Source organism: Streptomyces sp. CA-210063 (assembly GCF_024612015.1).
Lineage (GTDB): Bacteria > Actinomycetota > Actinomycetes > Streptomycetales > Streptomycetaceae > Streptomyces.
The window spans coordinates 9,954,866-9,981,364 of sequence record NZ_CP102512.1 but is presented as its reverse complement, the minus strand read 5'-3'; the positions used below and the strand labels follow the sequence as shown (position 1 = coordinate 9,981,364).

Below are 26,499 nucleotides of genomic sequence, written 5' to 3'. Positions count from 1 at the left end.
ACCGGCTCACCGTCCGGGACCTTCCAGAAGGAGCGAGACGATGACGACCGAACAGCAGTCTCCGGCATCCGAGACGCAGGACGACTTTCCGTCCCTGCTGGCCTGGTTGACGAAGAACCGGCGGGAACGGCCAGTCATGCCCGACGCGTTCCCGGGCCTCTGGCATGTTTTCCGTTACGCCGATGTCGCCCAGGTGATCTCGGACACCGCGGCCTATTCCAGCGACATGTCCGCCATCATTCCGACCCACCCGGACACGGCGTGGATGGCGAAGGGGAACGTGGTCGGCATGGACCCGCCGATACACCGTCGGCTGCGGTCGCTGGTCAGCAAGGCGTTCACACCGCGCCTGGTGGCCGGTCTGGAGCCGAGGATCACGGAACTGACCACCGGTCTGCTCGACGCGGTGGCCGGCCGGGACCGGTTCGACCTGGTGGAGGCCGTCACCCACCCGCTGCCCGTCTTCGTGATCGCCGAGCTGCTCGGCATCCCCGTGTCGGACCGTGCCCTGTTCGAGAAGTGGGCGCTGGCGTTCATCGCGGCCAACGGGGGCGGCGAGAGCGCGCTGCCGAGCGAGGAGAACGTCCTCGCCTTCGCCGAGACCGCCCGGGAGATGCGCGCCTACATGCTGGAGTTCGTCGCCCGGCGGCGCGCGGAGCCGACGGACGACCTGATCAGCCAGCTGGCCACGGCCCGCACCGAGGACGGGCAGCTGGACGACGACGAGATCATCGGCTTCGCCGGCACCCTGCTGATGGCCGGTCACATCACCACCACGGCCGTACTGGGCAGCACGGTGCTGTGCCTGGACGAGAACCCGGGGGCGCTGGCCGAGGTCCGCCGGGACCGCTCCCTGGTGCCGGCCGCGGTCGAGGAGGCCGTACGGCTGCGCCCGGCGTTCTCCCGGCTGGTCCGGATGACCAGGCAGGAGTCGGAACTGGGCGGCGAGAAGATCCCCGCCGGTCAGGTACTGACGCTGTGGACGGTGTCGGCCAACCGGGACCCGGAGCGGTTCGACGCCCCCGACAGCTTCGACCTCCACCGCGACCAGGGCCGCCACCTGGGCTTCGGGCAGGGTCTGCACTTCTGCATGGGCGCGCCCCTGGCCCGTCTGGAGGCACGGATCGTGCTGAATCTGCTGCTGGACCGTTTCCCGGAGCTGACGGTGGCCGCGGGAGACGACGCGGTGGCGTACCACCACCCGAAGAACGTGGTCGGTCCGCGTCGGCTGACCGTCGAGGTGGCCGGCTGAGAAACCGCGGTTCCCGGGAGGGGACCGGCGCTTCGCGCCGAATGGTCCACGCGTCCGCTCCGAATGCGTGGACCATTCGGCGTTTTCGGGCCCGGATCGGCGGCCGGGTCCTCACGCGCCCCGGCCCCGCCGGATGATCTCCGGCGGGGCGGGGTGCGAGGAAGGGCAGGTCACCAGGTGACGGGCATGCGCTCGATCTCGGGGTGCCAGCCGGGCCTGTTGGGCAGCTCACCGACGGCGAGCTTCAGACCGGGCAGCCGGCGGAAGAGGGTGCCGTAGGCGACTTCGAGGCCGATCTTGGTGAGGTTGGCGCCGAGGCAGTGGTGGATGCCGGAGCCGAAGGCCAGATGGCCGCGGCCCGTACGGCGGACGTCCAGCCGGTCGGGGGACGGGTATTCGGCGGGGTCCCGGTTGGCGGCGCCGTTGGCGACCACCACGCCCTCACCCGCGCGGATGAGCAGACCGCCGACCTCGACGTCCTCCAGGGCGACCCGCGGCATCAGGTCCAGCGGGCTGATCAGCCGCATCATCTCGTCGACGGCGCGGGGCAGCAGCCCGGCGTCCTCCTGGACGAGCTCCACCTGGTCGGGGTTCTCCAGGAACAGCCCGACGCCCGCGGTCAGCATGGCCTGGACCGGGGACTGTCCGGCGATGAAGATCAGGAAGCACAGGTTGGCCAGCTCGGTCTTGCTGAGGGTTCCGGTGTTCACGTGCTTCTCGATCACCCGGCTGGTCGGGTCGTCCCCGGGGTTCTCCTGCTTTTCGTCGATGAAGCGCAGGAAGTACTGCTGCAGCGCGACCATCCGGTCCGCCACCTCGTTGCCGACCTGTTCGGTGTCGACGACCGAGATGGCCTTTTCCTTCACCTCACGGCTGTCCAGGAGCCAGGCCTGCATATCGGCGTATTCCATGCCGAGCGCCCAGCAGGTGATGGTGCCCGAAAAGGGTTCGGCGAACGCGGCGACCAGATCCGCCTCATTTCCGCGGGCCTCCATGGCGTCGATGAGTTCGTCGGCCTTCCGCTGCATCTGCGGGCGCAGCAGCTCGGCGCGGCGCAGGGTGAATTCACTCACGACGGACTTGCGCTGCACGGAATGCTGCGGTGGATCCATGGTGAACAGCATCGGAAACGCTCGCGAGGCCTCGAACGCCTCGGCGTAGATGGGGTATCCGGGATTGGTGATGTCGGAGCTGAAGCGGGCGTCGTTGAGAACGGCGCGGGCCTGGTCGTGACGGGTGATCAGCCAGACACGCTTTCCGCTGTACAGGCGTCCCGGCGCGGGAGCGCCCGTGGCCCGCATCGAGCGGTACTCCTCGGGCGGCGCGTAGGGACACTTTCTCAGCAGAGGAAACTCGATGTCGGCGGGAGTGGTGGCTTCGGACACGGGGCGTTCCTTCGATACGAGGAGCCGGGCGGGGAAACGCGGTGATGTACGCGCGTCGATGACCTACGGGTTTCGGGCCGACCAGCGCAGCAGGCACAGCCCGGCCGCCATGCCCGCGCCGAAACCGGCGAGCAGCACCAGTTCGCCGTCGGCCAGCAGGCCCGCGCGGGCGGCCTCGTCCAGGGCCACGGGCACCGAAGCGGCGCCCATGTTCCCGTACTTGACGAGCGGGGTGTGGGTGTGGGCGCCGGTGAGACCGCAGCGCTCGACCAGTTCGCCGAGGAGCACCCCGTTGGCCTGGTGCGGCACGAAGTGCGCGATCCGGTCCAGGGGGGTGCCGGTCCTCTCCAGCAGGGGGCCGATCATCGGAGGCACGTTCCGCATGACGAAGTCGGCGACGCCGCGTCCGGTCATCCGCAGGAAGTGCCCGCCGTTCGCGACGGTGTCAGCGGAGGCGGGCACGCGGCTGCCACCGCCCTCGATCCAGATCAGTTCATGGACGTCGCCGCGCCCCGCGAGTTCGGTGTCGAGGATGCCGTACGGCTCCGGCACGGCCCCGACCACGGCGGCGCCGGCGGCGTCCCCGAGGAGGACGGCGGTGCCGCGGTCGTCGTAGTCGAGGAAGCGCGAGTAGAGGTCGGCGCCGATCACCAGGGCGAGGCTGCCGGGGCGCTGGGCCACCAGGGCGCGGGCGACGTCGAGGGCGTAGACGAAGCCGGCGCAGGCGATGTTGATGTCGAAGCAGACCGCGCGGTGGGCACCGAGCGCGTTCTGCACCAGCGACGAGGTGGGCGGCAGGGGCGCGTCGCCGGTGGAGGTGGCGACGATGAGGTGGTCGATCCGGTCGGCGTCGACGCCGGCCCGCGCGAGCGCGGCGGTGGCGGCGTGCCGGGCCAGGTCGGAGGTGGCCTCGTGCGGGGCCGCGTACCGGCGTCCCTGGATCAGGGTGCGGCGGCCTATCCACTCGGCGGTGATGTTCGGGACGCGGCGGGCTATCTCCTCGTTGGTGATCTCCTCCTTGGGGAGGTAGGAACCGGTGCCGAGGATGCCGATGTTCGGGGTCATGCGGTCACCGCCAGTGCGCCGGGCACGTCCACGGCGAAGGGGCGCAGCGGGTTGAGCCGGTCGGCGCCGATCCGCTCGCGCAGTTCGGGGTCGGTGACGCCGAGGCCCGGTTCGGGGGCCAGGCACAGCACGCCGACCTTGCCGATGTGCTCGTTGCGCTGCACCAGCCGGGTGGCCTCGCCGATCTCGTCCAGGGGGAAGAGCGAGGACAGCACCGGCATGATCCGGCCCTGACCGAACAGGCGGGCGCATTCCCACTGTTCGTGCAGGTTGGCGACATGGCTGCCCATCACTCGCTTGAGCTTCATCCACAGGTACCGGTTGTCGTAGCGGTGCCGGTATCCCGTGCTGGAGCCGCAGGTGATCACCGTGCCACCGCGCCGGACCACGAAGACGGACATGCCGAAGGTGGCCTGTCCGACGTGTTCGAAGACGATGTGCGGGTCCTCGCCGGTCGCACGGCGGATGGCCGCCCCGAGCCGTTTGCCGTCGGCGATGGCCTGCTCGAAGTCCTCGCCGTCGCCCCCGCCGATGCCGATCTCCTCGCGGTCGATGACGATGTCGCAGCCGAGGGCACGCAGCGCCTCGGCCTTGCGGGGCGAGCCGACGACGCCGACGGGGATGCCGCCACCGCTCTTGACGAACTGCACGGCGTAGGCGCCGATTCCGCCGGTGGCGCCCCAGATCAGCACCACGTCACCCTGCTTCATCCGGGCGCCGCGGTCCCCGACGAGCATCCGGTAGGAGGTGCCGGCGCAGGCGGGCACACACGCGGCCTCCTCCCAGGTCAGATGGGCGGGCTTGGGGATGAGCTGACTGGCCCGGGCGAGGCAGTAGTGGGCGAGGCCGCCGAAGTTGGTCTCGTAGCCCCAGGCGAGCTGGTGCTCGCCGAGCATGCCGTCGGCCTGGGAGATGGCCTCCTGCTCGTCGACGCAGGCGGCGTTCACCAGGACGTGGTCGCCCACGCGCCAGCGGCGTACCGCCGAGCCGACCCGGACGACGACACCGGCCGCGTCCGAGCCGAGGACGTGGTAGGGCTGGTCGTGGCGGGCCGCCCAGCCGCCCTGCTTGCCGTAGGAGGCGAGGAAGCGGAAGGTCGGCAGGGGTTCGAAGATGGCGGACCAGACGGTGTTGTAGTTGATCGAGCTGGCCATGACGGCGATGAGGACCTCGTCCGGCGCCGGCTCCGGCATCGGCACGGCGCCGACCCGGAGCGTCTTGCGTACGTCCTTGTCCTCCACGCCCCGGAAGACGTCCACGTCCTCGACACGGAGGTGGGCAGCCGTGAACTCCTCCGGCAGAGCCGCACGCTCCAGGTCCGCGGGGCTCGCGCCCGCCAGCACCGCATCACTCACAGAACCCATGACGGCCTTTCCTCGTACGGCTTTCGGTGTCGACGACGCTAGGCGAGGATCCACCCCCTAACGCCACCCCTCAGAATGCTGAATGACCCCTGAATACCCCCGGCCCTGACCGAAGGGATTCATTCCGCGATGGCGGTCCGCATGGTCCAGCGGAAGACGGCGACTTCCTCGCCGTTGAGGGTGGTGAATTCACCTTCGTGGACGAAGTGCTCGTATCCCGCGCCGAAGCGGTGCTTGATCTTCTCGGTGAGTGAGGTGGTGAACCGCGTCCGTTCCTCGTCGGTCAGGGAGGAAGGGCCACCGGACAGCAGTACTTTGAAGTTCTTCATCATGTGAGTCTCCGGTCGTCTCGGATTTACGGACGGGCGGCGGCGGATTTCCCGTCGCCGCGGCACAACCGTCATCAGGGAATGTGACATTCGCCTCCGGGGCGGACAACCCCTATGTGCACGGCGCGGTACGGTCCCGCGCCCCATAGGGGGAGTTTTCCGGCCCGTCATTCAGGCGGAGCGCTCAGGCCGTCTCCCGCAGTTCCGGTTTGATATGCAACGGGAGTTCCTGGCGCGAGGTGATGTCGAGTTTCTTGTAGACCCGGGTCAGATGCTGCTCGACGGTGCTGACGGTGATGTACAGCTCCGCGGAGATCTCCCGGTTGGTCAGCCCCTGGGCCGCGAGCACGGCGACCTTGCGTTCGGATTCACTGAGGCTGGCCGCCGGGTCGGGGACCACGGCAGGACCGTGCGACGGCCGCTGCGGGTGGCTCCCCCCGAGGCACAGGAAGGCGATCCGGTCGATGAGCGGACCGCCCGCCCCGCACTCGTCCGCCAGTTGCTGGGCCTTGCGCAGGGCCAGGTCCGCCCGCGCGGGCTGGTCCAGGGCCCGGTAGGCCTCGGCCAGTTCGGTGAGGACCCGGGCCAGCTCCCAGGCGCTGCCGGTCGCCTGCAGATCCTCCGCTGCCCGGGTCAGCAGGCTCGGCCGCTCGGAGGCGTCCGCGAGCTGTGCCTTGACCCGCAGCCACCGGCCGTCCACGGGCGCGTGCTGGGCGAGCAGTTGGCCGGCCTCGTGCTCGTTGCCGAGCCGCAGCCACGCCTCCGCCGCGTCGATCCGCCACGACGGCCGGAGACTGTCGTGCAGGTGCCACCTCTCGGCACGCTGTCCGACGGTCAGGAAGTCGGACAGCGCCAGCCGCGGGCGGTTGACGGCCAGCAGAAACCGGCCCCTGGCCCTGACGTAGGGGATCGAGTAGACGCTGGTGAAGAACCCCTCGGGGACGGGTCGGTCCAGGAGCCGCGCGGCCTCCTCGTACCGGCCGGTCGCCGTGCGCACCGTGATCAGCACCGCGAGGGGACCGCCGTACAGCCAGCAGCTGGGCGCCTCTCCGGCCAGGTCCACGACCTCCGCGGCGTACGACTCCGCGTCCGTCAGCCGGCCCATGGCGAGCGCGGCGTCGGCCCGGACGGCCATGAAGAGCTGCCGCCAGCCCTCGGCGCCGCGCTTGTCCGCCTCGCGCATGAAGTGCTCGGACCAGAGGGCCGCGCGGTCCGGCCGGCCGGCCGTCACCAGGTTCGTCAGCTCGGGCAGGATCAGGGCGAGCGTGGTGTCGCCGAGTACGGACGTCCGCAGCTGTTCCTCGGTCTCGTGCACGTGACGTGCCCGCTCGGGAAGTTCCTCGGCGGGCGGGTCGCTCCACGAGGTCGTGCCGGTGCTCCCCCCGTCGCCGACCACCGCGGGCGAGGGCCAAGCGGCCAAGGCGTCCGGTGTGTTCGGGACGAAGGGCATGAGCCGCATCCAGGCCTCGCAGACGGAGTCGGGCCGCGGAGCACCGAGCGGGGCCTCGGCGACCGGTCCGGACACGGCCTCGACGATCAGCGCCGCCTCACCCAGCCGACCGTGCCTGATCAGCAGCCGCGCCCTCAGCTCGGCCGACGCGGGACAGGCATCCACCCCGTGTTCGCAATCGGCGGGGGCCAGGTTGTGCACGTACCACTGCTCGGCCCGCCAGGGGTCCGTGCGCAGCATGACCTGGAAACACTTGACGGTGAGGCGGGCCCGTTCCCAGCAGTCGGTCGCACCCTCGCGGGCGACTCTCAGACACGTGTCAGCGAAATGCGTGTCGTCCTGTTCCAGCGCCTCGTCGGCTGCCCGTTGGAGCGTGGCGATGTGCCAGGGAGCGACCGCCGAGCCGACCTGGAGCAGATAGCCGGCGATGGTACGGGCGTCGGTGCCGCGTTCACGCAGGACCTCGGCCGCGCCGAGGAGCACCGTGGCGCGCTCGCCGGATCCGAGGTACTCCAGCACGGCGGCTTCGATCACGGGATGCCGCAGCCGCCCCGCCTGCGTCAGTCCGGCGGCCTGCAGGAGGCTCTCACCACGCGCGACCTCGGCCGCGTCCAGGCGCAGGACCGCCGCGAGGCTCGCGGAGTCGGAGAACTCCCGGAGAGCGGCCATGCCCACCGCGGCCAGCGCGGCGTACGGCCCGCTGCCGAGGACGCAGTCCAGGGCCGCCCGGGCGAACAGCCCGCCGGGCCGCAGCCACGACGCCGCGCACCGGATTCCGGTGTGCGGACGGATCTCCTCGACCAGGGCACGCACGAGCAGCGGATTTCCGCCGCTCGCCGCGTAGAGCGACTCACGCAGGGCCTCGTCCTCGGCCACGCCGCCGAAGGTGTCCAGCAGTTCCCCTGTCCGGTCCCGGTCCAGGGGGTGCAGCCTGATCCGGTGGAGGTTGGGCTGACGCAGGAGGTCGCATTGGAAGTCCAGGCCGCGCGGGCCGCCCAGCGGCAGCAGGCTGACGACCAGCATCACCCTGCATTTCCGCAGCCGCCTGCGCGTGGCTTCCAGGAGCCAGCGCCACTTGAGCTCCTCGCGGCCGTGCGGATCGTCGAGACAGACGACCAGCGGCGACTTTTCGGCCAAGGCCGCCAGCTGGTCGGTGAACGCCTGGAACTCCGCGGAGCCGTACGAGTCCGACACCTTCGGCCATGACGCCGGTGCGCACCCGAGGCCACGTGAGTCGAGGACGGTCGCTCCTGACTCACGGGCGTGCTGGGCGAAGACTTCCATGAGGTCGGTCTTCCCACTGCCGGCGCCACCTTCCAGAACCACAGTCAGGGCGTCACCGCGTTCACATTCGACAAGGAAGGACTTCATGAGCCGCAACTTGTCGTACCGACCGGAGAGCAACATAGATGTTTCCCCAATCACATCCCACGTTCCCCTGCCGGACTCCTCGGGGTGAGAGGAGAACCGGACGGGACGCAGCACGAATTGCATAAAGTGATGTCCGATATGTTCACCACCACGGCGAAGATCGGATCGATCAGGACATTGCCCATGCCGCCGATTCCCCCTGATCAGCCGAGTGAGGTCCGACCACACCGTGAGCAGAACGAGCGGAATTCGATGTCGTCATTGATGCGGAACCCACGCTCGCCTGCCTCCGTACGGCGGGCACGGGCGGTCACAGTCACCCGCTCCGAGCCCGGTGGCTCACTTCCGAATCTCAATTTATCCAAGATCGACGCACCCACGGAAGTACGCATTCCGGAAAGGCGTGAATCCGACGATCAAGGTTTAGTCGAACGCCCTTCACGGGAATTGAACGCGTTGGTGCCTTCGGCGGAGTATCTCGACCGGGCCATCCGCACGAGGGCCTCGGCGTCCATCTCGCGAATCTCGCCGCTCTGATCCGCCTCCGTGCCCGAGGGCGCGGATGTCGCGGGCGAGGGCGCCGCGCCTGACGCGAGCGCCAGCAGTTGGTCCAGGAGCCCGCTGTCGCGCAGCCTGTCCAGGGGCACGGACATGATGAGGCTGCGCACCTCCGCCTCCTTCGCACCGCCGTCCGCCGCGCCGCCCACGGCACCGGCCGCCGGGACGAGGGCGGCCGACAGATGGGTGGCGAGCGCGTCCAGTCTCGGATGGTCGAAGACCAGTGTCGCGGGGAGCCGCAGCCCGGTGGCGGAATTGAGCCGATTACGCAACTCGACCGCCGTGAGGGAGTCGAACCCCATCTCGCGGAACGACCGCTCGGGATCGACCAGCCCCGCAGTCTCGTGGCCGAGGACGGCGGCGACCTGGTTGCGGACGAGGGTGAGCACGGCGGCCGCCCGCCGCTCCTCGGGCAGGGCCACAAGGCGCCTGCGCAGCACTTCTCCGGGCTCGTGCGTCTCCTGGGCCGCCCGCCGGCGTGCCCGGACTCCCGCCGGCCCGAGCAGGTGGTGGAACAGCGGCGGGAGCGGCTCCCGCGTGTGCCGTGCCCGCAGTGCCCCGGTGTCGAGCGGCGCCGCCACCACGGCCGCGGCGGCGGCTCTGCCGAGCAGGGCCTCGTCGAACAGGGCGAGGGCCTCGTCCGTCGGCAGGGCCCGGAACCCACCGGAGCGCAACCGCCGGTGGTCGGCAGCGTCCAGATGGGCCGTCAGGGCGCTGGTCTGTTCCCACAGTCCCCAGCCGACGGACACCGCGGGCAGTCCGAGGGCCCGGCGCCGGTGGGCGAAGGCGTCGAGATAGGCGTTGGCCGCGGCGTAGTTGGCCTGCCCGGGCGAGCCCAGGGCCGCGGCGGCCGAGGAGAAGAGCAGGAACAGCCGTACGCCCGGCTGGAGTTCGGTGAGCCGGTGCAGCTGCCGGACGCCGTGTGCCTTGGGCCGGAGCACGGCGGAGAGCCGTTCCGGGGTCAGGGAGCCGATCGCCCCGTCGTCGGTGGTGCCCGCGCAGTGCACGATGCCCGCCAGCCGCTGTCCCCGGGCGGTGATGCTGTCGTGCAGCCGGGCCGGCACATCGGGGTCCCCGATGTCGCCGGCCTCGACCACCACGTCGGCGCCCGCTGTGGCGAGTTCGACGCGCAGCGCCTCGGTCTCGGGTGATTCCGAGCCGGAGCGGGACAGGAGGAGCAGATGGCGTGCTCCATGGCGGGTGACGAGATGCCGGGCGACGAGGGCCCCCAGGGTGCCGGTGCCGCCGGTCACCAGCACGGTCTCGCCGGGCGCGAACCCGGCCGGGGGAAGGGTGAGGACGGCCTTGCCCACGAGGGCCGCCTGCGCGAGCGCCCGGAAGGCCTGGGGTGCGCGGTGGATGTCCCAGGTGGTCGTGGCGGGCGGGGTGAGCGTTCCGTCGTCGAACAGCGTCTTCAGCTCGCGCAGGATCTCCTGGATCCGTTCCGGGCCGGGATCGGCCAGATCGAACGGCCGGTACTCGACACCCGGATGGTCGACGGCGAGCCTGCCCGGATCACGCGGATCGGTCTTGCCCATCTCGACGAAGCGGCCTCCTCGCGGCAGCAGCCCCAGCGAGGCGTCGATGAACTCGCCGGCCAGGCAGTTCAGGACGATGTCCATGCCACGGCCGTCGGTGGCGCGCAGGAACGCCTCGTGGAAGTCGGTGGTGCGCGAGTCCGCGATGTGCGCGTCGTCGAGACCGGCCGCGCGCAGCGCCTCCCACTTGGGCCGGGAGGCGGTCGCGTACACCTCCGCCCCCAGATGGCGGGCGAGTTGCACGGCGGCGGATCCGACACCGCCCGCACCGGCGTGGATCAGCACCCGGTCGCCCGCACGCAACCGGCCGAGGTCCACCAGTCCGTGGTACGCGGTGAGGAACGCCACGGTGGCCGAGGCGCCCTGTACGTCGCTCCAGGCGTCGGGCACCGGGGCGAGCAGCCGGGCGTCGGCGACGGAGGTGGGCGCGAAGGGCGTGTCGAGGGTGCCCATGACGCGGTCGCCGGGCACCGGCCGGACGACACCGGGCCCCGTCTCGGTCACCACGCCGCACCCCTCGCTGCCGAGCCGGGCCGCGTCCGGGTACATGCCGAGCGCGATCAGGGTGTCCCGGAAGTTCAGACCCGCCGCTCGGACGGCCACCCGTACCTGTCCCTCGGCGAGTTCCCCGGCGGCGCCCGGATCGGGGACCAGCGCGAGGTTGCCGAACGATCCCGGCTCGGTGACGTCCAGCCGCCAGTGGTCGCGGCCGGCCGGCTCGGTCAGGACGTCCGGTTCCCCGGCGGCCCGGACCAGGCGCCGTCCGTACACGGTGCCGCCGCGTACGGCGACCTCGGGTTCGCCGGTGGCGAGTGCCACGTCGAGCGCGGCCGGGGTGAGCGGCTCACCGTCGCCCGCCATGTCCACGAGGACGATCCGGCCCGGCTCCTCGGCCTGGGCGGAGCGCAGCAGTCCGGCGAGTGCGGCGTGGGCGGTACCGGTGGCGCTGGTCGCGGCGCCGGGCACGGGAGCGGCATCGCGCGTGACGACCACCAGCGGCACGGCGGCGGATCGGGCGGCGCCGAGCCAGTCGCGCACCAGGTCGAGCCCCCACACCGTGGCCCGCTCGGCCGCCTCGACCGAGTCGTTCCCGTCGGCGTCACCGGCGTCCTCGGCGTCGGCGTCCTCGGCAGCCATGACGGGGCAGCAGGCGACGACCGCCGACGGGGCCAGGTCGCCCACACCGAGCGCGGAGTCCAGCTCTCCCACCGTGCCGAAGCTCCGCGCACCTTCCACGGGGACCGGTCCGAGCGACACATAGGTACCGGCTGCGGGGGCATGGGCCGGGAGCTTCGACCACGCGACGCGCAGCAGCGCGTCGGCCCCGTCCGGGACAGCCGGGGCCAGTTGGTGCGGGGACACCGTCCGGAAGGCCAGTTCGTCCACGGACACGACCGGGGCACCGAGGGCGTCCACGGCGTGCAGGGACAGTCCGTCGTCCCCGGCCGGAGCGAGCCGGACCCGCAGCGAGGTGGCGCCCGTCGCGTACGCCGTGACGCCCGACCACGAGAATGGCAGCCGGGCGCCGCCGTCCAGGGTGCCCGGCAGGAGACCGGCACCGTGCAGGGCCGAGTCGAGGAGCGCGGGGTGCACGACGAATCCGTCGCCGCCCCGCGCCGGGTCCGTCTCGACCTCGGCGAACACCTCGTCGCCACGGCGCCAGGCGGCACGCAGCCCTTGGAACGCGGGCCCGTACCCGAAGCCCGCCGTCGCCATCTTCTCGTAGACGCCCTCCAGTTCGACCGGCTCGGCACCGACCGGAGGCCACGCTCCGAGCTCGAAGTCGGGCTTCGGGTCCCCGCCCAGCACGGCGCTGCCGTGCCGGGTCCACTCACCGTCGCCAAACTGTTCGGCACGGGAGAAGAACCGTACGGCCCGGTGCCCTTCCTCGTCCGTCTCGTCCACCACGATCTGGAGCCGCACGGCCTCGGGCCCGGGCAGCAGCAGAGGTGCTTCGAGTACGAGTTCGTCGAGACGGGGTGTGCCCAGCCGCTCCCCCGCCCACAGGGCCAGTTCGACGAAGGCGGTGCCGGGCAGCAGCACGGTGCCCAGCACGGCATGGTCGGCCATCCAGGGCTGATCCTTCAGCGACAGCCGCCCCGTGAACACCGTCGGTCCGTCGTCGGCCGGCTCCACGACGGCACCGAGCAGCGGGTGTTCGGCCCGGCCGAGCCCGGCGAGAGCGGCGTCACCGAGCCTGGCGCCGGGCACCTCCACCCAGTAACGGCGGTGTTGGAAGGCGTAGGTCGGCAGGTCCACCGGCCGGGCATCCATACCGTCGAAGTACGTGCTCCACTCGACCGGCGCGCCGTGCGCGTATGCCTCGCCCAGGGACAGCAACAGCCGCTCCGGACCACCCTCGCCCCGGCGCAAGGTCCCCGTCACGGCCACCTCACGCCCGGCCGCCTGAGCGGTGTCCTGCACCGCACCCGTCAGCACCGGATGCGGACTCACCTCCACGAAGACTCCGAAGCCCTGCTCCAGCAAGGCCCCCGTGGCCCGCTCGAACTCCACCGGCTGCCGCAGATTCCGGAACCAGTACCCGCCGTCCAGCTCCGCCGTGTCCACCCGCCCACCCGTCACCGACGAGTAGAACGGCACGCGCGACGACACCGGCGCCACACCGCCGAGCAGCCCGGCCAACTCCTCCCGCAAGCCCTCGACCTGGACGGAGTGGGAGGCGTAGTCCACCTCGATCCGCCTCGCCCGGGCGCCTCGAGCGACCGCCTCCGCAATCACCTCGTCCAACGCGTCCGGAGCACCGGCGACCACCACGGAGGACGGGCCGTTGACGGCAGCCAGGTCCACCCGACCGTCCGCCACCGCCTTCAGACCACGAACCTCATCCGCCGGCAACTGCACCGACGCCATGCCACCGTGCCCGGACAGGGCCACGATCGCCTTCGAACGCAGCGCCACCACCCGTGCGCCGTCCTCCAACGACAACGCCCCGGCCACCACAGCGGCCGCGATCTCACCCTGGGAGTGACCCACGACAGCGGCCGGCTCCACCCCGTACGACCGCCACACCTCCGCCAGACTCACCATCACCGCCCACAACACCGGCTGGACCACATCCACCCGGCCCAACCCACCACCGTCGCGGAGCACTTCAGACAGCGACCAGTCCACGAACACCGACAACGCCCGCTCACACTCGGCCATCCGGGACGCGAACACCGGCGAAGAATCCAGCAACTCCACCGCCATCCCCACCCACTGCGACCCCTGACCCGGAAACACGAAGACGGCACCGGAGTCCCCGGCCCGGCCCGAGACCACCCCCCACCCGGCCGCCCCTCCGCCACAGCCGACAGGCCCCGCAGCAACTCCTCCCGCCCACCCCCGACGACCACCGCCCGATGCTCCAACGCCGCCCGCGACACCGCCAACGACCAACCGATGTCCACGGGACGTTCCGCTGTGCAGGTCAGCAACCGTGCCGCCTGTCCCCGCAGCGCGGCCTCACTGCGCCCCGACAGCACCCAGGGCACGACCTGCCCGCCCTCACCCGGCTCCGACAACGCCCCCTCGTCATCCCCCTGCTCGAGGATGATGTGCGCGTTGGTGCCGCTGATCCCGAACGACGACACCGCCATCCGCCGCGGACGCCCCGCCTCCCCCGGCCACTCCCGCGCCTCGGTCAGCAACTCCACCGCGCCCGCCGACCAGTCGACCTGCCGTGACGGCGTGTCCACGTGCAGGGTCCGCGGCAGCACCCCGTGGCGCAGCGCCATGACCGTCTTGATCACACCGCCGACTCCGGCGGCGGCCACCGTATGGCCGACGTTCGACTTCAACGAGCCGACGTACAACGGCCGTTCACGACGCTGCCCGTACGTCGCGAGCAACGCCTGCGCCTCGATCGGATCCCCCAGCCGGGTCCCCGTGCCGTGCGCCTCCACCGCGTCCACATCCGACGCCGACAGCCCAGCGCTCGTCAACGCGTCCCGGATCACCCGCTGTTGGGACGGACCGTTGGGGGCGGTCATGCCGTTGGAGGCGCCGTCCTGGTTCACGGCCGAACCCCGTACCACCGCCAGCACCGGATGCCCGTGGCGCCGCGCGTCCGACAGCCTTTCCACCATCAGCACACCCGCGCCCTCGCCCCAGCCGGTGCCGTCGGCGGCGTCCGCGAACGCCTTGCAGCGGCCGTCGGAGGCCAGGCCGCCCTGCCGGGCGAACTCGGGGAAAATGCCCGGCGTCGACATCACCGTCACACCGCCGGCGAGCGCGAGGTCGCACTCGCCGGAGCGCAGCGCCTGCACGGCGAGGTGCAGGGCGACGAGGGAGGACGAGCAGGCGGTGTCGATGGTCAGCGCCGGGCCCTCCAGGCCGAGCGTGTACGCCACCCGGCCGGACATGACGCTGCTGGTCATGCCGGTGAGGGAGGGGGATTCCTCGGAGTCCCGACCCATCGCCAGCAGACCGACGAAATCCTCCGAACCGCCGCCGAAGAAGACACCGGTACGGCTGCCGCGCAGCGACGTCGGATCGATGCCCGCCCGCTCCACCGCCTCCCACGACACCTCCAGCAGCAGCCGCTGCTGCGGGTCCATCGCCAGCGCCTCACGCGGCGAGATCCCGAAGAACTCCGCGTCGAACCCCGCGGGATCACGGAGGAAGCCGCCCTCCATGGTCACCGACGACCCCACGCCGCCGGCCTCCTCGTACAACTCCTCGAGAGGCCAGCCCCGGTCCTCGGGGAAGGCCGATATCGCGTCGACGCCGTCGGCCACCATGCGCCACAGGTCCTCTGCGGAGGCGACCCCTCCGGGGAACCGGCAGGCCATGCCGGTGACGGCGATCGGCTCCCGGGCCTTGTCCTGCGTCTCCCTCAGCTGTTCGCGCAGTTCGCGGGCGTCGGCGATGGCCCGTTTGAGGTAGTCGCGGAGTTTGCTCTCCGTGGCCGTGCCGGGCGTGGGGGGTGTGCTGGGCATGCGTGCGTCACTTCCTCGGGTGGTCGTGCCGGCTCACCGGCCGGGTCAGGACAGCCGGAATCCGTCGTCGACCATGGCGAAGAGATCGTCGTCGGTGGCGGAGTCGAGAGCGGGGTCGGCCGAGTCGCCCTGTGGCTTCCGCCAGGTCTCCAGCAGCGCCCACAGGCGGTCGTCGAGGTCCTTGCGGTCCGGGTCGTCGGGTGCCACCGCCGCCAGGGAGCCGGCCAGGGCTTCGAGGACGGCCAGCGCCTCCTGGGCCGGCGACACCTCGGGCGGCGCGAGTTCCGTGCGCAGCAGGGTGGCCACCGCCTCGGGCGTGGGGTGGTCGAAGACCAGGGTGGCGGGCAGCCGCAGGCCGGTGGCGGCGCCGAGGCTGTTGCGCAGCTCGACCGCGGTCAGGGAGTCGAAGCCCAGCTCGCGGAAGGTCCGTTGGGCGCCGAGGGATGCGGGTGATCCGTGGCCGAGGACCGTGGCCGTGTGCGTGTGGACCAGGTCGAGCAGCAGCCGGTCGCGCTCGGTGTCGGCCAGGGCGGCCAGTCGCTCGGCCAGTCGGGGCTCACCGGCCGCGCCCGGGTCGGCCGTGGCCGCGCGGCGCAGTACGGAGGTCTTGACCAGGCCTCGGAAGACGGGGGCCAGCGTCCCCGCCTCGGCCTGCCCGCGCAGCGCTGCGGTGTCCAGGGCGATGGGTGCGACGGCGTGGGTGTCGGCGGTCACGGCGGTGTCGAGCAGGGCGAGTCCGTGTTCGGCGGTCAGGGGAAGCAGTCCCGACCTGGCCATCCGGCGCTGGTCGGTGTCGCTGAGCCCGGCGGTCATGCCCGCGGACTGCTCCCAGGCTCCCCACAGCAGGGAGAGGCCGGCATGGCCCCGGGCCCGGCGGTGGGCGGCGAGCGCGTCCAAGTAGGTGTTGGCGGCGGCGTAGTTGGCCTGGCCCGGGTTGCCGGTGAAGCCGGAGGCGGAGGAGAACAGGACGAACAGGGCCGGGTCATGGCCGAGTTCACGGGTGAGCGCGTGCAGATGCGCGGCGGCGTCGACCTTGGGGAGCAGGGTGCGGTGCAGTTGCCCGTCGGTGAGCGTGGCGGCCAGTCCGTCGTCGAGGACACCCGCGGTGTGCACGATCGCGGTCGGCGCACGGTCCAGTCCGGCGAGTACGGCGCGCAGGGCGTCGCGGTCCGCGGTGTCGCACGCGGTGACGGTGACGTCGACGGCACCGGCCGCGCGCAGGTCGGCTTCGAGCAGGTCCGCTCCGGGGGCGTCCGGGCCTCGGCGGCTGAGCAGCAGCAGGTGCCGGGCTCCGTGGCGGGCGACGAGGTGCCGGGTGACGAGACCGCCGAGGTTGCCGCTGGCGCCGGTGACGACGAAGGTGCCCTCGGGGTCGGGGCGCCTGGGGACGGTGAGGACGGCCTTGCCGATCAGCTTGGCCTGGCTCAGCGCGCGGAACGCGTCCCGGGCCCGGCGTACGTCCCACACGGTCGACGGCGGTGGGGTGAGGGCGCCTTGGGCGAAGAGGTCGAGGACGGCGGTGAGCATCTCGCGCATCCGGTCGGGCGCGGCTTCCTGGAGGTCGTACGCCTGGTAGGCGACGCCGGGGTGGGCGGCGGCCACGGCTTCGGGCTCACGGATGTCCGTCTTGCCCATCTCCAGGAAGTGGCCGCCGCGGGGCAGCAGTCGCAGGCCCGCGTCGACGAACTCTCCCGCCAGGCAGTCCAGTACGACGTCCATGCCCTGGCCGCCGGTGGTTTCGAGGAAGTGGTCGGCGAAGCCGAGGCCGCGCGAGTCGGCGGTGTGGGCGTCGTCGAGTCCGGCGGCGCTCAGCACGTGCCGCTTGGGCGCGCTGGCGGTCGCGTACACCTCGGCGCCGAGGTGGCGGGCGAGTTGGACGGCCGCGGTGCCGACACCTCCCGCCCCGGCATGGACCAGGACCTTCTGCCCGGGTCGTACGCCGGCCAGGTCCACCAGGCCGTAGTAGGCGGTCAGATAGGCGATGGGTACGGCGGCGGCCTGCTCGAAGGTCCAGTCGCCGGGCATCGGGGCGAGCCAGCGGTGGTCGGTGACGGCGACCGGGCCGAAGGCCGCGGGGGCGAGGCCGAGCACCCGGTCGCCGGGGGCCAGACCGGAGACGCCCGGTCCGACGGCGGCGACGACACCGGCGAGTTCGCCGCCGAGGCCGCGCAGTCCGGGGACGAGGCCGAGGGCGACGACGACGTCCCGGAAGTTCACTCCGGCGGCGCGTACGTCGACGCGTACCTGGCCGGGGCCGAGCGGTGCGGTGAGGTCGTCGGGGGCGGGGACGAGCGCCAGGTCGTCGATGGTGCCGCCGTCGCCGGCCCGGTCGAGGACCCAGGGGCCGGGCCCGGGCGGCGGAAGCAGGGCCGGGTGGCCGCTGAACGGGGTGAGCCGTGGGGCGTGGGCGGTGCCGGAGCGCAGGGCGAGCCGGGGTTCGGCGGCGGTGACGGCCCGGTGCAGGGCGGCGGCCGTGCGGTCGTCGCCGTCCCGGTCGAGCACGGTGATCCGGTCGGGGTTCTCGTGTGCGGCGGAGCCGAGCAGCCCCCACACCGCGGCGGCGACCGGGTCGGGCTCGGGGTCCTCGTCGGTGACTCGTACGGCGTGTCGCAGCAGGACGACCAGGCGGGCGGCGGCGAAGGTGTCGTCGCCGAGCCATCGGCGGACGGTGCCGAGTGCTTCCTCGGTGGCGGTGTGGACGGCCTCGACGGCGGCGGGATCGCCGGGGTCGGTGCCGGCCGGCAGGGCGGCGTCCAGGGAGAGGACCACGTGATCGGCGCCCGCGGTGGCGGTCAGGTCCGGCCGGTGCTCCGCCCCGGGCAGCGCGGGCAGCCGGGCCGGGTCTCCGAGGAGGGCCCAACCACCGGTTGCGGGAGCCGTGTCGGGCAGCGGCACCGGCTCCCAGCCGGGCAGGTGGAGCGCGTCCGCGAGGTCGGCGGCGCGGTCCGTGCCGGTGGCCACGAGGGTGGGGGCGGCGCGGACGGTGAGCGCGCGCACGGTCGCCACCGGCGTGCCGGTGGGATCGGCGAGCGTGAGCGCGAGGGTGTCGGGGCCGGTGGGCGTCAGCCGGACACGCAGGGCGGTGGCGCCGGTGGCGTGCAGGGTCACCCGGTCCCAGACGAACGGCAGGCGGCCCTCGCCGGGCGCGGCGGCGAAGGGTTCACCGGCGAAGACCGCGGCGTGCAGCGCGGCGTCCGCGAGCGCGGGATGCAGCGCGAAGGCCGTGGCGTCGGCCGCGACGGTGTCGGGCAGCGCGACCTCGGCGTAGACCTCGTTCCCGGCCCGCCAGGCCCGGCGCACTCCCTGGAAGGCGGGGCCGTAGGCGAACCCGGCGGCGGCGAAGTCGTCGTAGAGCGAGCCGGTTTCGAGCGGGGAGGCGTCGGCGGGAGGCCAGGAGCCGTTCGTCGCCGAGGCGATGTCGTCCTCGGTGGGGTCGTCCTCGGTGGGGTCGAGGATTCCGTCGGCGTGGGTGATCCACTCGTCGTCGTCGGCGGTCTCCGGCTGGGAGGCGACGCCGAAGGACCGGCGGCCGTCCGCGTCGGGCCCGGCGACGACCACCTGGACGCGTACCCCGCCGGTGGCGGGCAGCACCAGCGGGGCCTGGAGGACCAGTTCGGCCACCGACAGCGCGGCCCGGCCCGTGGCGTCGAGCCGGGAGGCCGCGTGCAGGGCTATGTCCATGAAGGCCGTGCCCGGTACGAGGACGGTGTCGCCCACGGCGTGGTCGGCCAGCCAGGGGTGGGTGTCCAGGCCGAGACGACCGGTCAGCAGGAGGGTGCCGGTGCCGGCGAGGGTGACGGCGGCTCCCAGCAGGGGGTGTCCGGCGGCGGGCAGTCCGGCCGCGCTGGTGGCCGCGGTGGACGGCTTGGGGCGCAGCCAGTAGCGCTGCCGCTGGAAGGCGTAGGTCGGCAACGGTACGTGAGCGGCGTCCCGTCCCGCGAAGCAGACGGCCCGGTCGACCGGGACTCCGGCGGTGTGGAGCCGGGCGAGCGCGGTGACGAAGGTGCGGGTCTCCGGCTGGTCGCGGCGCTGGGCCGCGACCCGCAGGGTGTCGTCCTCGGGGCCGCCGTCGGCGGCGGCCGTCAGCACCGCGTCCGGGCCCAGTTCGAGGAGGGCGGTGGCGCCCGCCTCGCGCAGGGTGCGGGTCACGTCGTGGAAGCGGACGGTGTCCCGGACCTGGCGGGCCCAGTAGCCGGGCACCCTCCACGCCGCGTCGTCCTGGAGGGTGCCGGTGATGCTGGAGACGACGGGAATGACCGGCGGCCGGAATTCCAGCGTGCCCGCGATGGCGCGGAACTCGTCCAGCATGGGGTCCATCAGCGGCGAGTGGAAGGCGTGCGAGACCCGCAGCCGCCGGGTGCGGCGGCCGATGCCCGCGAAGTGCTCGGCGACGGAGGCGACCGCGGCGGCCGTGCCGGAGGCGACCACGGACCGCTCACCGTTGACCGCGGCCAGGGCGACGGCGTTGTCCTGCCCGGCGATCAGCGGGGTGACCTCCTCCTCGGTCGCCTCCAGCGCGACCATCGCGCCGCCGGACGGCAGTGCCTGCATCAGCCGGCCGCGGGCGGCCACCAGCACGCAGGCGTCGGTCAGGGTCAGCATGCCGCTGACGTGGGCGGCGGTGAGTTCGCCGATGGAGTGGCCGGCCACGTACCGGGGCTTGACACCCCAGCTCTCGACCAGCCGGAAGAGCGCCACCTCCATCGCGAAGGTCGCCGCCTGGGTGTACTGGGTCTCGTCGAGCAGTTCGGCGGAGGCTGTGCCCGGCTCGGCGAACACGAGGTCGCGCAGCGGCTGTCCGAGTCGCCCGTCGAGTTCCGCGCAGACGTCGTCGAAGGCCCGGGCGTACGCCGGGAAGGTCTCGTACAACTCCCGTCCCATGCCGGGGCGTTGGGCGCCCTGGCCGGTGAAGAGGAAGGCGCAGACCTGTTCTGTGGCCAGGCCCGTGACCAGTCCGGGAGCGGGCTCGCCGGTGGCGCAGGCGGTGAGGCCCCGCACCAGTTCGGCACGGTCGGCGGCCACCACCACGGCCCGGTGTTCGAGTGCGGCACGGGCGGTGGCCGTGGTGTGACCGAGGTCGAGGAGCCGGTGACCGTCCTGCCCGGCGACCAGATCGGCCAGCCCGGCGGCCTGCGCGCGCAGGGCCTCGGCGTCGCGGGCGGAGACGAAGACGGGGACGGCGGGCAGCAGTGGAGCGGGGGCGGTCGCCTCCGCGGCCGGCGCTTCGGCGGGACCGTCCTCCTCGTCGCCCCGCCCGGCTTCGGACTCGTCTGCCGCCGGGGCCTGTTCGAGGATGACATGGGCGTTGGTGCCGCTCACACCGAACGAGGAGACCGCGGCCCGCCGGGGCCGGCCGAGGTCGGGCCAGTCGCGAGGTTCGGTGAGGAGTTCGACGGCGCCTTCGGTCCAGTCCACCTGTGGTGTCGCCGTGTCGACGTGGAGCGTGCGGGGCAGCTTTCCGTGCCGTATCGCCATCACCATCTTGATGACTCCGGCGGCGCCCGCGGCGGCCTGGGTGTGCGCCAGGTTGGATTTGACCGAGCCCAGCCACAGCGGATGCCCCTCGGGCCGCTCCTTGCCGTAGGTGGCGAGCAGCGCCTGCGCCTCCACGGGGTCGCCGAGCCGGGTGCCGGTGCCGTGCGCCTCGACGGCGTCGACGTCCGCGGCGGTCAGCCGGGCGTTGGCCAGGGCCTGGCGGATGACCCGCTGCTGGGAGGGGCCGTTGGGCGCGGTGAGGCCGTTGCTGGCGCCGTCCTGGTTGACCGCGGTGCCGCGGATCACGGCGAGCACCCGGTGCCCGCGGCGCCGGGCGTCCGACAGGCGCTCCACGGCGAGCAGGGCCGCGCCCTCGCCCCACCCGGTCCCGTCGGCGGCGCCGGCGAACGACTTGCACCGGCCGTCGGCGGCGAGACCGCCCTGGCGGGAGTTCTCGACGAAGGTGGACGGGGTGGCCATGACGGTGACACCGCCGGCCAGCGCCAGATCGCATTCGCCGGCCCGCAGTGCCTGGGCGGCGAGGTGGAGCGTGACCAGCGAGGAGGAGCACGCCGTGTCCACGGTGACGGCCGGGCCCTCGAAGCCGAACGTGTAGGCCACGCGCCCGGAGACCACGCTGCCCGCGACTCCGGTGCTCAGGAAGCCCTGGACCTCGTCGGGCATGGTCGACAGTTCACCGGCGTAGTCGTGGTACATGAGCCCGGCGTAGACGCCGGTGCGGCTCCCGGTCAGGGTGCCGGGGTCGACGCCCGCGTGCTCCAGGGCCTCCCAGGCCACCTCCAGCAGGAGCCGCTGCTGGGGGTCCATGGCGAGGGCCTCGCGCGGGGAGATGCCGAAGAAGCCGGCGTCGAACTCGGCCGCGTCGTGCAGGAACGCGCCCTCGCGGGCGTGGCTGGTGCCCAGCCGGTCGGGATCGGGGGCGAACAGCGCGTCGAAGTCCCAGCCGCGGTCCTCGGGCATGGGGCCCACGGCGTCCCGGCCGTCGTCGACCAGGCGCCACAGCTCGTCGGGGCCGGTGACCCCGCCCGGGAACCGGCAGCCGATGCCGACGATCGCGACGGGTTCGCTGCCGGCGTCCTCCAACTGCTTGAGCCGTCTGTGCGCCTTGCGCAGATCACCGGTCATACGGCGGATGTACTCGACGAGCCGAGCTTCGTCCGTCACTGGAACCCCCGGGGTCTGAGCCGTGCGGATGACACCAGGAGCCGATGGCCGCCGACGGGTGCGGCACGTCGAAGTCGCCCTGGGTACTTGGAGTTTCAATGGAAAGGTGTTTCCGGTCGGTGCGACACCCCTGACCTCGCGGGGGCGTGATAGGGGTGCGGTCAGGGGCCGTACCCGCCGTGCGCGGCACCCCGCGGCTGTTAGCTTCCGAGGACAGGCCTCCCCCGAGCGATCCGGAGCCGCAGGTGACCGCGCAGAGCAAGGACAGGGATCTCTGGATCCGCCGCTACCACGCCGCCGAGGACAGTGACATACGGCTGCTGTGCCTGCCGCATGCGGGAGGCTCGGCGAGCTTCTACTTCCCGGTCTCCGAGGCGCTCGCCCCGCGGGTCGAGGTGCTCGCGGTGCAGTACCCCGGCCGCCAGGACCGACGACTCGAACCTTGTGTGGAGACCCTCCCCGAACTCGCCGACCGGCTGCTGCCGTTGCTCATGGACGGGTGGACGGACAAGCCGCTGGCCCTGTTCGGCCACAGCATGGGCGCGTCGCTCGCCTTCGAGCTGGCCGGCCTGTTGGAGCAGCGGGCCGGCGTGGTGCCACTGATGCTGTTCGCGTCGGGGCGCCGGGCACCGTCCCGGTTCAGGGAGGAGGACGACGTGCACCGGCGCGGTGACGAGGCGCTGCTCGCCGAGATCAAGCGGCTGGCCGGCACGGACAGCCGGATCCTCGGCGACGACGAGGTGCTGCGCATGGTGCTGCCGGCGATCCGCAGCGACTACCGCGCCGCCGAGCTGTACCGCCCGGAGCGGGTGCACCGGCTGAGGTGCCCGGTCACGGCGCTGGTCGGCGACCGCGATCCCAAGGCCCCGCTGGACGACGTACGGGCGTGGCGGGAGCACACCGGCAGCACCTTCGAAATGGAGGTGTATCCCGGTGGCCACTTCTACCTGACCGATCAGGCGCCGCGGGTGATCCGGCGGATCGAGGACGCGCTGACCGGCGCGGCGGCAGATCACTGACATGGCGCCACGACCGAGGCTGCTGGCCGTCAGCGATCTTCACATCTCGTACGAGGAGAACCGGCAGTACCTCGACCGGCTCCGCCCGGGCACCGACGAGGACTGGCTGATCGTCGCCGGTGACGTGGCCGAGCGGGCCGCGGACATCGAGCACGCGCTCGGCCTGCTGTCCCGCCGGTTCGCCAAGGTGATCTGGGTGCCGGGCAACCACGAGCTGTGGACCGTCGACGACGACACGCTCCGGCTGCGCGGCGAGGCCCGCTACCGCCACCTGGTGGACCTGTGCCGCGGGCTCGGAGTCGTCACCCCTGAGGACCCCTACCCGGTGTGGCGGGGCCCGGGCGGACCGGTGGTCGTGGCCCCCTTGTTCCTGTTGTACGACTACACGTTCCGCCCCGAGGGAACCACCACCACGGAGCAGGCCCTGGAACGGGCGTACGAGGCGGGGGTCGTCTGCAGCGACGAGTTCCGGCTCTTCCCCGACCCCTATCCGGACCGTGCGTCGTGGTGCCGGGCGAGGGTGGCGGAGACCGAGCACCGGCTGACCGGGCTCGATCCCTCGGCGGCCACGGTGCTCGTCAACCACTGGCCGCTGCTGCGTGAGCCGACGCGGGTGCTGTGGTACCCGGAGTTCGCGCTGTGGTGCGGTACGGAACTGACCGCCGACTGGCACGTCCGCTTCCGGGCGGCGGCCGTCGTCTACGGGCATCTGCACATTCCCCGTACGACGACGCATGACGGCGTCCGGTTCGAGGAGGTTTCCATCGGCTACCCGCGCGAGTGGCGGCGCCGCGGCCATCCGCGTGGCCTCCTGCGCGACATCCTTCCGGCGTCGGTTCCCGCGACCGCGGAATGGGCCGGGTGATCGCGTGGTGCTCCGGGAACTGGTGCCGGCGTCGGTCGCCGTATCCGAGACCTTCCCGGGCGGCGGTCCGGACGTGGGTTCCGGATGCCCGCCCGCGACCGGACGCCTCTTCCCCGAGGAGGCCGTCCTGGTGCGTGACGCGGTCGCGGCCAGGCGGGACGAGTTCGTCGACGGGCGGACCTGTGCCCGCCGGGCGCTGTCGGCCCTCGGGGTGCCGGAAGCGCCCCTGCTGCCGTACGACCGGGGCTGCCCCCGGTGGCCCGTGGGCACGCTGGGCAGCATCACGCACTGCGCCGGCTATCGGGCGGCCGCCGTGGCGACGACCGCCCAGGTCCTCGCCCTGGGGGTCGACGCGGAGCCGCACGCCCCGACCCCGGACGGGATCCTGGAGGCCATCGCCCGGCCGGAGGAACGCGAGCGACACCGGACGCTGACGCGCGCACTGCCCCACGTGCACTGGGACCGGCTGCTGTTCTCCGCGAAGGAGAGCGTCTACAAGTCCTGGTTCCCGCTGACCCGGCGCCCGCTGGAGTTCGAGGACGCCGACATCGTCCTGACACCGGACGCGGCGGGGCGGCCTCCCGGCACCGGCTCCTTCACGGCCAGGATCCTGGTGCCCGCTCCGACGGCCTCCGACGGCCGGTCCCTCGCCACGCTGCGGGGCCACTGGCTGATACGCGCGGGCCTCGTCGTCACCGCCATCGCCGTGCCCACGACGCGCCCCCGGTAGGCGACACACCGAGCGCGACCGCCGGCAGGACGCCGGGCTACCGCGCCGGAGTTCGAGCCACTGCGGCAGCTCACCAGCGGCCTCCGCTCGATCCTCTCCACGACGCCCGGGCCGACGCCGGCCTGCCCCGGGGCCGGGTGATGATGGCCGCGTCAGCCGGGACCGGGCCATTGACCGAGCCTAAAACCGATCGGTTTCCATTTGGTCCGCATCGAGTTAACCTCGCTGTATGACGACGGAAGTGAAGCCAAGTACCAGAGAGCGGCTGCTGGAGGCGGCGGCCACGCTCACCTACCGGGACGGTGTCGGTATCGGCGTCGAGGCGCTGTGCAAGGCGGCGGGGGTGTCGAAGCGTTCCCTGTACCAGCTGTTCGAGAGCAAGGACGAACTGCTGGCAGCGAGCCTGGAGGAGCGTGCCTCCGCCTATGTGGCGACCCTCCTGCCCGCGCCGGACGACGGCCGGTCACCCCGCGAGCGGATCCTGCACGTCTTCGAACGGGTGGAGTCGCAGGCGGTTACACCGGAGTTCCGGGGCTGCCGGTACCTGGCGGTTCAGATCGAGCTCAAGGACCAGAACCACCCCGCGAGCCGGGTGGCCCACCGGATCAAGGCGAACCTGACGGCGTTCTTCCGTTCCGAGGCCGAACAGGGCGGGGCGAGCGATCCCGACCTGCTGGCCCGGCAGCTCATCCTGGTCTTCGACGGCGCCAGCGCCCGCGCGGGAATCGGAGCCGACACGCTCACCGGGCTCGTCGCACCCACCGTGACCACCCTGCTCGCCGCGGCAGGCGTACGCTGACGCACCCTTTTCGGCGCGGCCCGGTGACCGCTGCGCTCTCCGGGCTGATGCCTGTCTCCGGCAGCCGGAGCGGCTCCCACCGGGTAGCCCGTTGCCGTCAGAACGCGCGGCTGCGGTCGAACCAGGCCAGGGCCTCGTGTGCGGGGATCCGCGGGGAGGCGAGTCGGGCGAGTTGGAGTACGGCGGTGGCGGCGTCCTCACGCTCGGCCGTGTGGATGCCGTCGATCCCGTTGAGCGCGCGGGTGAACCCCTCGATGGCCTCTCGGGCGGCGGCGTGCCCATCGGTGTCGGCTGTGCTGCTGCGGTCGAGGCTCTTGGCGGCGGTCCTGAAGGCGGTCACAGCCTGCTTGGCGGTCTTTCGGGGCCAGGCTGTGAAGGGAAGCCCGGACTCGGCCACGAACCAGGAGGCTGTGCGTAGTTGACTGACTTGCCACACGGCCGAGGCTGTCCGTCCCCCGTGGGCTGTTGTCTCCCATCGAGTGGCCAGGCCACGCTTCTTGAGGTCTGCTCGCAGGCGCTTCCCGACATCAGCCAGGCCCGTCAACGCCGGCAGTGCCCGTGCGCCGGCGGATCCGTCGGCCGGTGCCGGGAAACTGCCCGGCGCCGGCCGGCTGGGAAGGCGCAACGCGACCCGTGGCAGCGGCCCGGGCGCGGGAACCACGGTCAGTACGGACGGGTCGCCCGCGAAGACGACCTCGTTGAACCCGGTGCCGGGCGGCTGCTTGACCGTGATCGACCCTGCCCAGAACCGCCGCAATATCTCGCACGGCAGGGAGGTTACCGACAACGAACTGGGCCATTGGTGTGATGACGGCGCTACGGCGTTGTCGTTGGTCCGGATTGCGCGTTGTGCCGTCTGTGGAACCTCCTTGTGGTGACGCTGTGCCGTCCGCGGCCCCTGCTTGGAGCTCGCTTGCTCGGAGCATCAGCCCCGGCGCCCGTACGCTGCTGCGTGATCAGCTTGTCGACGTGATCGCCCGCGTGCGCTCGGGGGCCGCGTCCGTGGAAGCGGTGGCCTGTGGGAGTGATGGTCCGCTCACTGGAGCGGAGCGCGCCACGACGGAAAGCGGCGTCCCGCAGCGTGCTGGGCAGGACGGGACAAACAGCATCGGGGACACAGGTAGCCGATCGTGACAGCGCCGAGCGGCCCTGAGACGCTCACCATGGGCTCGGC

General features: G+C 72.4%; 12 protein-coding genes and 1 pseudogene. 5 read left to right on the top strand and 8 right to left on the bottom strand.

Annotation, left to right across the window (positions count from 1 at the left end; all coding sequences use genetic code 11):
- The first annotated feature begins 40 nt into the window (after positions 1–40).
- Positions 41–1,252, top strand: a complete 1,212-nt coding sequence (locus JIX56_RS43760; RefSeq protein ID WP_257549496.1) for a cytochrome P450 — start codon at positions 41–43, stop codon at positions 1,250–1,252.
- Positions 1,253–1,422: 170 nt separating this feature from the next.
- On the opposite strand, the gene JIX56_RS43755 is transcribed toward JIX56_RS43760, so the two are convergent.
- The 7 genes and pseudogenes from JIX56_RS43755 to JIX56_RS43720 all read right to left on the bottom strand — a co-directional run bounded on the left by JIX56_RS43755 (position 1,423) and on the right by JIX56_RS43720 (position 21,912).
- Entirely contained in the window at positions 1,423–2,637 is a 1,215-nt protein-coding gene (locus JIX56_RS43755; protein ID WP_257549495.1) for a cytochrome P450, read from the bottom strand.
- Positions 2,638–2,700: 63 nt separating this feature from the next.
- Positions 2,701–3,702: a 3-oxoacyl-ACP synthase III family protein gene (locus JIX56_RS43750; protein ID WP_257549494.1), complete on the bottom strand. Its 1,002-nt coding sequence runs from the start codon at positions 3,700–3,702 to the stop codon at positions 2,701–2,703.
- Complete coding sequence (ccrA, locus tag JIX56_RS43745; RefSeq protein ID WP_257549493.1) at positions 3,699–5,066, bottom strand: crotonyl-CoA carboxylase/reductase; 1,368 nt, start codon at positions 5,064–5,066, stop codon at positions 3,699–3,701. The genes JIX56_RS43750 and ccrA overlap by 4 nt, the downstream gene beginning before the upstream one ends.
- A 119-nt stretch (positions 5,067–5,185) precedes the next feature.
- Positions 5,186–5,398 carry a DUF5988 family protein gene (locus JIX56_RS43740; RefSeq protein ID WP_257549491.1) on the bottom strand — a complete coding sequence of 71 codons (213 nt, stop codon included), beginning with the start codon at positions 5,396–5,398 and terminating at the stop codon, positions 5,186–5,188.
- Positions 5,399–5,579: 181 nt separating this feature from the next.
- Entirely contained in the window at positions 5,580–8,129 is a 2,550-nt protein-coding gene (locus tag JIX56_RS43735; RefSeq protein WP_257549489.1) for a LuxR family transcriptional regulator, read from the bottom strand.
- A 503-nt stretch (positions 8,130–8,632) separates the two neighbouring features.
- Positions 8,633–15,183 (bottom strand): annotated as a pseudogene (locus JIX56_RS43730) (type I polyketide synthase).
- Between the two features lie 114 nt (positions 15,184–15,297).
- Complete coding sequence (locus JIX56_RS43720; protein WP_257549487.1) at positions 15,298–21,912, bottom strand: type I polyketide synthase; 6,615 nt, start codon at positions 21,910–21,912, stop codon at positions 15,298–15,300.
- 245 nt (positions 21,913–22,157) lie between these two features.
- Here JIX56_RS43720 and JIX56_RS43715 point away from each other — a divergent pair, with 245 nt between their 5' ends.
- The 4 genes from JIX56_RS43715 (at position 22,158) to JIX56_RS43700 (ending at position 25,325) form a co-directional block, all read left to right on the top strand.
- Positions 22,158–22,931: a thioesterase II family protein gene (locus JIX56_RS43715; protein WP_306819913.1), complete on the top strand. Its 774-nt coding sequence runs from the start codon at positions 22,158–22,160 to the stop codon at positions 22,929–22,931.
- 1 nt (position 22,932) lies between these two features.
- Positions 22,933–23,796, top strand: coding sequence for a metallophosphoesterase family protein (locus tag JIX56_RS43710; RefSeq protein ID WP_257549485.1), 864 nt, complete (start codon positions 22,933–22,935; stop codon positions 23,794–23,796).
- Between the two features lie 7 nt (positions 23,797–23,803).
- Complete coding sequence (locus JIX56_RS43705; RefSeq protein ID WP_443032084.1) at positions 23,804–24,526, top strand: 4'-phosphopantetheinyl transferase family protein; 723 nt, start codon at positions 23,804–23,806, stop codon at positions 24,524–24,526.
- A gap of 229 nt (positions 24,527–24,755) precedes the next feature.
- Positions 24,756–25,325, top strand: a complete 570-nt coding sequence (locus JIX56_RS43700) for a TetR/AcrR family transcriptional regulator (protein WP_257549483.1) — start codon at positions 24,756–24,758, stop codon at positions 25,323–25,325.
- Between the two features lie 97 nt (positions 25,326–25,422).
- On the opposite strand, the gene JIX56_RS43695 is transcribed toward JIX56_RS43700, so the two are convergent.
- The gene (locus tag JIX56_RS43695; protein ID WP_257549482.1) at positions 25,423–25,665 is read right to left on the bottom strand and encodes a hypothetical protein; all 243 of its coding nucleotides are present in this window, start codon (positions 25,663–25,665) and stop codon (positions 25,423–25,425) included.
- Positions 25,666–26,499: the final 834 nt, after the last annotated feature.